At 43.8% G+C, this 283-nt stretch carries 1 pseudogene; it reads right to left on the reverse strand.

What is annotated here, in order from left to right:
* Positions 1 to 283, reverse strand: a pseudogene (locus C1G53_RS01320) (asparagine synthetase A); the annotation flags it as partial.

The following is a 283-nucleotide window of genomic DNA, read 5'->3' on the forward strand; positions in this document are numbered from 1 at the left end:
GAAGTTCTTCACCAAGTCCTCTGTGTGAATAAAGGTGATTTTCTTTGGTAAAACAGACTCAATGTCATAACGAGCTTCAACGGCCAATTCGGTCAGACGGATAGCCTTGTAAATCTGCTCTACTGTTTCTTTCAAGTAAGCTAAATTCCGACGACCATCAGGGATGACCTTTTCCCAGTCCCACTGATCCACATACACCGAGTGAATCGGATCCAAGGAATCCTCATCTGGACGCAAGGCTTTCATATGTACAAAAAGACCTTCTCCTTCGTGAAATCCAAAG

Source organism: Streptococcus suis (assembly GCF_002960445.1).
In the GTDB taxonomy this organism is placed as follows: Bacteria; Bacillota; Bacilli; order Lactobacillales; family Streptococcaceae; genus Streptococcus; species Streptococcus hyiners.